Source organism: Thermoflexus sp. (assembly GCF_025055495.1).
GTDB lineage: Bacteria > Chloroflexota > Anaerolineae > Thermoflexales > Thermoflexaceae > Thermoflexus.
This window is the reverse complement of record NZ_JANWXB010000058.1, coordinates 1-8,335: the sequence shown is the minus strand read 5'-3', so window position 1 is coordinate 8,335 and position 8,335 is coordinate 1. Positions and strand designations below refer to the sequence as shown.

Here is an 8,335-nt window from a genome sequence, read left to right as displayed (position 1 = left end):
CAGGAGCGCGAGCAGCTTCCGCGTCGCGGAAAGGGCGGGCTCCAGGTAACAATCCGCCGGCGTGACCAGCACCCCGGCGACCTCGACCGCGGGGATCGTCAGGAGGAGCGCCAGGGCCATGACGTCATCGACGCCGCCATCCATATCCATCAACACGAGACGGGAACGGCGTGCCATACCTCATCCTCACCGGGAAGGATCCTCGGGGATGCGCCCCATTCTATTCCCGCGCGTCGTAGGGGCAGGCCCCTGGGCCTGCCCGTCAGGCCCCTGGGCCCGCCCCCACGATGCGACCCATCCTATTCCCGCGCGTAGGGCCGCCCAATGGTGCGGGGGAACCGGCGCCGTCCGATCACCAGGGCGACCACCAGGAGCGTGGTCACGTAGGGGAGCATATTCACGAAGTAGAAGGGGATCCGCTCCTTCACCCCCGGGGTGACCGCGACGGCGTAGGCGATCCCTTCGGTGAGGCCGAAGAGGAAGGCGGCGGCCAGGGCGAGCAACGGCTCCAGCCCGGCGAAGACCACGCAGGCCAGGGCGATGAACCCCCGGCCGGCGGAGATCTCCTTCACCACCCCGCCGAACCAGGCCAGCGGCATAAAGGCCCCGCCCAGGCCGCAGAGGGCCCCGCCCAGGACACTGGTGAACAGCCGCAGCCGGTCCACCCGCACCCCGGCGACATCCACCGCCTCCGGCTTCTCCCCGACCGCCCGGATCCGGAAGCCCAGGACGGTGTGGTGGAGCAGGACGTGGGCCAGGATCGCCAAGAGGACCGCCAGGACGGTCACCGGGCTGATCTGCCCGATCGGCGTGATCCAGCGGGGGACCATCAGCTCGCGGGGGAAGATGTGGATGCCCGGGAAGGCCCACAGGCTCATCAGCAGGTAGGGGGTGAACCCCAGGGCGAAGAGGTTCAGGCCGATGCCGGCGATGATCTGATCCGACCGGCCGTAGACGGCGAGCAGGCCCAGCACCAGGCCGATCAGTCCGCCCACTGTCATCCCGCCGATCAACCCGGCGACCCCGCTGCCGAACTGCTCCGCCACCCAGACCCCGGCCACCGCGCTGATCAACAGGGTGCCCTCCAGGCCGATGTTCACCACGCCGGCCTTCTCGTTCACGCACTCCCCTACCGCCGCCAGCGCCAGGGGGGTCATCGCCAGCAGCCCGGCCTCCAGCAACGAGACCGGCTCCAGCCCGACCCGGTCCAGCCCATACGTGAGAAGCCCCAGGGCGAGGGCGGTCAGCCCGATCCATCCCAGCCGTTGAAGAAGAAGTTCCTTCATCGGATCCACCTCCGCCGGACCATGGCCCAGAGCTCAGGGACTGCCAAGGTGATGACGATCAATCCGTTCACCGCCCGGACCAGCTCGGAGAGCACGCCGGCGTGGTATTCCATAAACCGGCCGCCGTGCTGAAGGGCCCCGAACAGGATGGCTGCCAGGATCCCGCCGAGGGGATGGTTGCGGCCGACCAGGGCCACGCCGATGCCGTCGAAGCCCAGGGTGACCACATTCCCCAGGGTTGCATAGAGGGACCAGGCGGGCGGGCGGCCGATGATCTGGCTGGCGCCGGCCAGCCCGGCGGCCATCCCTCCGATCAGAAAGCTCCACAGCAACGCCCGGCTGATCCGCACCCCTGCATAGCGGGCGGCCTCCGGGTTCTCCCCTACCAATCGCAGCTCGTAGCCCAGCCGGGTCCCCCACAGGACGAAATACACGGCGATGCAGAACAGCACCGCGACGAAGATCACAGCGGTCAGCGTGGAACCCTCGGCCAGGATCGGGTAACGGGCCGTGGGCAACGCCGGGCGGGTTCGCTCGGCCCGGCCGGGCTCGGCCAGATAGTAAATCGCCAGATACATCGCCAGATGGAAGGCGATCCAGTTGAACATAATCGTGGAGATCACCTCGTGGACCCCCCGCCAGATCTTGAGCAGGGCCGGGACCAGGGACCACAGGGCGCCGAAGAGCATCGCGACCAGCGTGGCCACGACGACGTGGATCCCCGGGGGCAAGGGGAGGAGGCTGGCAGCGAACACCGCGCCGATGGCCCCCATATACATCTGGCCCTCCGCCCCGATGTTGAAGAGGCCCGCCCGGACACCCACGGCGAAGGTGATAGCGGTCAGCATCAAGGGGGTCGCGAAGGCGAGGGTCTCCATGATATCGTGAGACGTGCCGAAGGCGCCCCGGAAGAGGGCCTGATACGCCTTCAGGGGATCATACCGGAAGGGGAGCATGAGAAGCCCCCCCACGATCAGCCCGATGCTGATGGCGAACAGGGATTCCAGGAGCGGTCGTGCGCGCCTCATCGTGCCCTCCCCTCGGGGATCATGCCGCCCATCATCAGGCCGATCTCCTCCCGGGTGAACACCTCCACTGGGCCGACGGCGAGGAACTTCCCCTCATACATCACCGCGATCCGGTCGCTCAATTCCAGCACCTCATCCAGGTCCGCGGAGATCAGGAGCACCGCCTTCCCGGCGTCCCGCATCTGAACCAGCAGCTCCCGGATGTAGGCGGTGGAGGCCACATCCAGACCCCGGGTCGGGTGGACGGCGAGGATCAATCGGGGCTCCTTGGTGAGCTCCCGTCCCACCACGAGTTTCTGCTGGTTGCCGCCGCTCAGGGAGCGGACAACGGCGCGGACGCCCGGGGCGATCACCTGGAACCGCTGCAACAGCTCGGAGGCAAACGTCAGGATGCGGGGCCAGTTCAGGCGGCCCCCCCCACGCAGGAAAACCGGCTCCCACTGGCGGCTCAGGATGCTGTTCTCCGCCACATCGAAGTTCAACGCCATCCCGAAGCGCAGACGGTCCTCGGGGATATGAGCGATCCCCCTTCGATAGGCTTCGATCGGTGCCAGGGGGGGCAGGGGCTTTCCATCCAGAAGGATCTCGCCGCGATGGATCGGGCGCAGGCCGCCCAGGGCCTGGACCAGCTCGCTCTGGCCGTTCCCTTCCACCCCGGCGATCCCGAAGATCTCCCCCGCCCGCACCTCGAAGGAGACCCCCCTTACGGCGGGCAGGCCCAGATCCCCCATCACCTCGAGATCCCGCACCACCAGCACCGGCTCCCCCGGCGGGCGGGGCGAGCGGCTCACCCGGGGGACCACCGCGCGGCCCACCATCCATTCGGCCAGCAATTCCGGCGTGGCCTCTATGGTCGGGATCTCGCCGGTCACCCGGCCGTTCCGCAGCACCACAATGCGATCGGAGATCTCCAGGACCTCCCGGAGCTTGTGGGTGATGAAGACGATGGAGCGGCCGCCTTCTTTCAGACGGCGCAGGAAGCGGAAGAGCTCCTCCACCTCCAGCGGCGTGAGGGCGGAGGTGGGCTCGTCGAGGATCAGCACCTGCGTCCCGCGGTAAAGCACCTTGGCGATCTCCACCCGCTGCTGCACCCCGACCGGGAGCAATTCCACCGGCACGTCCAGCGGGATCGAAAGCCCGGTCTCCTCCAGCAGGCGCTGCACCCGGTCCCGGGCGCGATCCTTCGCCAGCCAGAGGGCGGAGCCTTCCTGGCCCAGGAGGATGTTCTCTAAGGCCGTATAGGGAGGGACCAGGGTGAAGATCTGATGCACCATGCCGATCCCCTCGCGGAGGGCATCGGCGGGGTTTCGGAAGCGGACGGGGCGCCCGTCGATGCGGATCTCCCCTCGGGTGGGTGGGAGGAGCCCGGAGAGGATTTTCATCAGGGTGGTCTTGCCGGCGCCGTTCTCCCCGAGGAGCCCCACGATCTCCCCCCGCTCCAGACGGAAATCCACCCCCCGCAGCGCCACCGTCCCGTCCGGGTAGACCTTGTGGATCTCTCGCATTTCGATCCGGAGTCCCATCGTTCGCACCGACGGTCGGAAGTGGGGATGAGCGAGCATGGGCACTGCCTACGACGGCGTCCTGGCTCCCCGGCGGTGTCCTCCTGCGCTGCTGCGAACCGAGCGTTTCCTGCCGGGGATCCGCAACCGGTTCTCCCTCCCGGCGCCGCTTCACGGCGTGAGGAGGTAAAGAAGCGGAAGGCAAACCGGATGGGCGGCTTCGCCGCCTGTCCCATCCTCCCCATCGCGATGATCCCTGCGAATCGACCACGCGTTCCGCAATCCGCAAGCGTTGCTATGAATGGGGGATTGGGAGCACGGAAGCCCGTTCGGAGAGGCGATGGCCTGCTCCCCCTTCTCCCCCCAACTCCAAGACGGACCAAGCACGGCTGCAAAAAGGGGTGCAGGCGGATCGCCCGCCTGCACCCCTCCAGTCGCTTTCTTCCGGTTGGGGGCAGCGGGAGCGCTTAACCGAGCTCATCCCGCCACTTCTTAATCTCCTCCTCGGTCGTGACCATCGGAACCTCGACCTCGCCGTTGCGGATCTTGCGCTCCAGCTCCGCCACCGCCTCCCAGATCCAGGCCGGCTGGGCGTCCCGCATCGCCTTCACGCGCTGACGGATCTCCTCCGGCGAGGCCGGGAGGACCTTCTTGCCGGTCAGCTTCTCGGCGGTCTCGCCCATCTTGATGAACTCATCCAGGTCCGCCAGCGTGCTGACCGAGACCCCCTCCATCAACTCGCCGTCCACCTTCGTGCCGATGCCCAGCACGAGGACGCCCTTATTGCGCTGCACCAGGTCCCGGAACTTGCCATCCAGGACCAGCTTGGTCGCGTAGTAAACCCCTTTGTCCACCCGCTTCATCATGCTGGCGATGATGAACCCGGGGTTGATCCAGTCCTGGTTGGCATCGACGCCGATCCAGAACGGCGGGCCGCTTTTGAGGCCCTGCGCCCGGGCGATTTCCTCCACCGCCTGGTTGATGCCCAGACCGAGGGGGCCGGCGATGTTGTAGACGGCCACGGCGTCCCGGGCATACATGGCCTTGGCGGCCTCGTAGCCCTTGGTGATGTCACTGAAGGTCCCGGTGTAGGTCCAAAGGACGAACTCCTTGGTATACGGGAAGGCTTTATCGGGCTTGTTCTTCGCCAGCCACTCGGTGGCCCACCGGGCACCCCACTTGTAACCGATCTCGAACTTCCAGAGGACCGGGATCTCGATCCCGAAGACGCCGCCGATGTGCGGCTTCTTATATTCAGCGGCCAGCAGGGCCCCCAGGGCGCCCACCAGGGCGCTCCCCTTGTGTTCTTCGTAGACCACATCCATCAGGTTGGGAAGCGGATACTCGTTGGGGTATTTCTGTTGAATGATGGACTGGGAGGAGGTGTCAATGCCGACGAAGTTCTTGTCCGGGAACTTGCGGGCGACTTCGGCGAGGGCATCGCTCAGGAGGAAACCCACTCCCACGATCAGCTGCACATCCGGATCCCGGGCGGCAGTCGTCAGGTTGGGAACGTAGTCCGCTTCGACTTTGCTGATGACCTCGACGACCTGCACCCCGAAATCCCGTTTCGCGTCGTCGCCACCCTTGAAGGCCATGTCGTTGAAGCTAAGATCGCCCCGCCCGCCGATGTCGGAGACAATGGCGATCTTCACCGGCCTGGGAGTCGGCGTGGGAGCGACCGGCGTCGGGGTCGCGGGGGCGCATGCCCCGAGCAACAATCCGAGCAGCCCAAGTGCCGTCAGAAGACTACGCCCACGGGCCATGGCGGCACTCCTTTCTTTGTGAAGGGGAAAACGGAGGAGTGAAAATCCCATCATTTCTCATTATCTTCGCTCCTCCATGGGCTGTCAAACGCTCGGGTTGCACGCCGGATCTTTTAATGATTATACGACTTACACCATTCGCTTCCCCCGGAAGTCTCGGATCTCCCCACTCCATGGCCCTTTGAGCCGTAAGGGGCCGAGGGGCGGTTGAACGCACGCTATGGGCAACTTCCTGCAGCGAGTTCGATCCAGGCGCCTTTGGGAGGGAAGCGGGCCAGGCCCAAAACCCGTGGGAGAGCTCGGAAGGTGCACTCGGCGTAACTCAACCGTTATGGGCACCGCCGACAAGCGCTAAACCGGAGAGCCAGGGATCGCCTCCCGGAGCACGCGCACAAAACCGGAGAGGGCCTCTTCATCGAAGCCGGAGGCCTCTCCATGCTGGATCAGGGCGCTGCCGATGATCAGGCCATCTGCCTCGGAAGCCAGCTCCCGGACGTGCTCGGGCCGGGAGATGCCAAAGCCGATGGCCACCGGCACCCCACCGGCCGCCCGGCGGGCCCGCCGCAGGTGAGCGATCCCATCGGCAGGTAAACGATCCCGCGCTCCGGTGATCCCGGTCACGGAAACCAAGTAGAGAAACCCCGTCGCCGTGGCGGCGATCCGGGCCAGCCGCTCGTCCGGGGTGGTGGGCGCCGCCAGGGGCACCCAGGCCAGACCGATGGCATCGGCGGCCGCGCGCAGCTCCTCCGCTTCCTCCAATGGGAGATCCGGCACGATCAGTCCATCGACACCCGCCTGAGCGGCCTCCTCCAGAAAGCGAGGGATCCCCCGGGCCATGATCGGGTTCACGTAGGTCATCAGGCTCAAGGGCAGCCGCACGCCCATCGCCCGCAGCCGGGCCACCGCCTCCAGGACATGGGGCGTGCGCACCCCGTTCTCCAGGGCGCGCTGGGTGGCCCGCTGGATCACCGGGCCGTCGGCCAGAGGGTCCGAGAACGGCAGGCCCAGTTCGATGAGATCCGCGCCCGCCTGCGCCAGGTCCGCCACGATCCGGATCGAGGTTTCCAGATCCGGATAGCCGACCGGCCAGTAAAAGATCAACGCCGGGCGCCGCGACGTGCGGGCCCTCTGGAACACCTCTCGCACCGCGTCGATCCCGTTCATGCCTTCCCTCGTTCGTCATGCGGACACGGGATGGATCCCGTGCTGGATGCAGGGATCCGCGGGGCGGGCGAAGCCGCCCACCCGCGATCCGGAGATCCCCCATCGCCGGGGCTCGGGAGATCATAGCGGGGAAGCGCTGGTTTACAGCGAGGTCTTCCCTTCCCCCATCGCCTTTGCCACTGTCTCCAGGTCCTTATCCCCCCGCCCGGAGAGATTGACCAGGATCCACGCGCCCGGCCGCGCTGGAGCGAGGCGCATGGCTTCCGCCACCGCGTGGGCCGATTCCAGGGCGGGCAGGATCCCCTCCAGCCGCGCCAGCGCTTGGAAGGCGGCCAGGGCTTCCACATCGGTGACCGCCGTGTAACGGACCCGATTCCGATCGCGCAGCCAGGCATGCTCCGGGCCGACCGCGGGATAATCCAGGCCGGCGGAGATCGAATGCGTATCCAGGATCTGCCCCCATGGGTCCTGGAGGACATACGTGCGCGTGCCGTGCAGCACCCCCACCCGACCGCGGTCGCCGTCGGCGAAACGGGTCGCGTGACGGCCGCTGGAAATCCCTTCCCCGCCCGCCTCCACCCCGACCAGCTCTACGGGATCCTCCAGGAAAGCGGCGAAGAGGCCGATGGCGTTGCTGCCCCCGCCGACGCAGGCCACGGCCACATCGGGGAGCCGCCCGAACCGCTCCAGCATCTGGGCGCGAGCCTCCACCCCGATCACGGATTGAAAGGTGCGGACGATCAACGGATAAGGATGCGGCCCCAAGGCGGAGCCCAGGAGGTAGTGGGTGGTCCGCACGTTCGTCACCCAGTCCCGGATGGCCTCGTTGATCGCGTCCTTCAGCGTTTGGGAACCGGCGTCCACGGGGCGCACCTCCGCGCCGAGCAGCCGCATCCGGAACACGTTCGGCCGCTGACGGGCCATATCCACCGTGCCCATGTAGATGACGCATTCCAGGCCGAGGAGGGCGCAGGCCGTCGCCGTGGCCACCCCGTGCTGGCCGGCCCCGGTCTCCGCCACCACCCGCCGCTTGCCCAGGCGCTTCGCCAGCAGGGCCTGGCCGAGGGCGTTGTTGATCTTATGAGCCCCCGTGTGGGCCAGATCCTCGCGCTTGAGGAAGATCCGCGCCCCCACAGCCTCGCTGAGTCGCCGGGCCTCCGTCAGGGGCGTGGGCCGGCCGACATACGTGCGCAGGAGATCCTCGAATTCCCTCAGGAATCCCGGGTCGTTCACCGCCTCGTGGAACGCGGCCTCCAGCTCCTCCAAGGCGGGGATCAGGGTTTCGGGAACATACCGCCCGCCATAGGGCCCGAAGTAGCCCGGGCGTTCCTGGATGGGAGGAGAGATCAGCCGGATCATCCAGCCTCCACAAGTCGAGTCTCGAACGGATCGGGCGCTTCGCTTTGGGCCCGACTACGAACAAAGCTTTCCGTTCGTAGTCGGGCACGTAAGGGCCCGTTCGTTCGTAGTAGGGCACGTAAGTGCCCGTTTCTTTTTCGAGGACGCTTTGAACGGGCACTTCGCCTCGCTTCGTGCCCGACTACCAACAAAGGCTTTCGTTCGTAGTAGGGCACGTAAGGGCCCGTTTC

Annotated in this window: 8 protein-coding genes; 1 reads left to right on the top strand and 7 read right to left on the bottom strand. The window is 66.9% G+C overall.

Annotated features, from left to right (window positions below; genetic code table 11):
* From NZM16_RS13960 to NZM16_RS02115, 4 genes are all read right to left on the bottom strand, one after another.
* The coding region (locus NZM16_RS13960; protein WP_367280989.1) for a nucleoside hydrolase at nt 1-177 on the bottom strand (177 nt) is incomplete at its 3' end.
* Between the two features lie 122 nt (nt 178-299).
* On the bottom strand, nt 300-1,286 hold the full coding sequence (locus NZM16_RS02125; RefSeq protein WP_295452970.1) for an ABC transporter permease: 987 nt from the start codon (nt 1,284-1,286) through the stop codon (nt 300-302).
* Nucleotides 1,283-2,314, bottom strand: coding sequence for an ABC transporter permease (locus tag NZM16_RS02120; RefSeq protein ID WP_295452968.1), 1,032 nt, complete (start codon nt 2,312-2,314; stop codon nt 1,283-1,285). The genes NZM16_RS02125 and NZM16_RS02120 overlap by 4 nt, the downstream gene beginning before the upstream one ends.
* Nucleotides 2,311-3,876, bottom strand: a complete 1,566-nt coding sequence (locus NZM16_RS02115) for an ABC transporter ATP-binding protein (protein WP_295478188.1) — start codon at nt 3,874-3,876, stop codon at nt 2,311-2,313. Before NZM16_RS02115 ends, NZM16_RS02120 begins: the two co-directional genes overlap by 4 nt.
* On the opposite strand from NZM16_RS02115, the gene NZM16_RS02110 reads away from it, so the two are divergent.
* Complete coding sequence (locus tag NZM16_RS02110) at nt 3,875-4,006, top strand: hypothetical protein (protein WP_295478185.1); 132 nt, start codon at nt 3,875-3,877, stop codon at nt 4,004-4,006. The two genes, NZM16_RS02115 and NZM16_RS02110, sit on opposite strands and share 2 nt — an antisense overlap.
* Nucleotides 4,007-4,283: 277 nt before the next feature.
* Here the strand turns inward: NZM16_RS02110 and NZM16_RS02105 are convergent, their stop codons facing one another.
* From NZM16_RS02105 to trpB, 3 genes are all read right to left on the bottom strand, one after another.
* Complete coding sequence (locus tag NZM16_RS02105) at nt 4,284-5,582, bottom strand: BMP family ABC transporter substrate-binding protein (RefSeq protein ID WP_295452965.1); 1,299 nt, start codon at nt 5,580-5,582, stop codon at nt 4,284-4,286.
* A gap of 351 nt (nt 5,583-5,933) precedes the next feature.
* A complete protein-coding gene (trpA, locus tag NZM16_RS02100) occupies nt 5,934-6,746 on the bottom strand; it encodes a tryptophan synthase subunit alpha (RefSeq protein ID WP_295452963.1) in 813 nt (270 codons plus the stop codon).
* 141 nt (nt 6,747-6,887) lie between these two features.
* Nucleotides 6,888-8,105, bottom strand: coding sequence for a tryptophan synthase subunit beta (gene trpB / locus NZM16_RS02095; RefSeq protein ID WP_295478182.1), 1,218 nt, complete (start codon nt 8,103-8,105; stop codon nt 6,888-6,890).
* Between the last annotated feature and the right edge of the window lie 230 nt (nt 8,106-8,335).

Bases quoted from the DNA above. Each gene is read 5' to 3' on its own strand.
- NZM16_RS02105 (WP_295452965.1), bottom strand. From the start codon at position 5,582: ATGGCCCGTGGGCGTAGTCTTCTGACGGCACTTGGGCTGCTCGGATTG.
- trpA (WP_295452963.1), bottom strand. From the start codon at position 6,746: ATGAACGGGATCGACGCGGTGCGAGAGGTGTTCCAGAGGGCCCGCACG.
- NZM16_RS02125 (WP_295452970.1), bottom strand. From the start codon at position 1,286: ATGAAGGAACTTCTTCTTCAACGGCTGGGATGGATCGGGCTGACCGCC.
- NZM16_RS02110 (WP_295478185.1), top strand. From the start codon at position 3,875: ATGGGCACTGCCTACGACGGCGTCCTGGCTCCCCGGCGGTGTCCTCCT.
- NZM16_RS02115 (WP_295478188.1), bottom strand. From the start codon at position 3,876: ATGCTCGCTCATCCCCACTTCCGACCGTCGGTGCGAACGATGGGACTC.
- NZM16_RS02120 (WP_295452968.1), bottom strand. From the start codon at position 2,314: ATGAGGCGCGCACGACCGCTCCTGGAATCCCTGTTCGCCATCAGCATC.
- trpB (WP_295478182.1), bottom strand. From the start codon at position 8,105: ATGATCCGGCTGATCTCTCCTCCCATCCAGGAACGCCCGGGCTACTTC.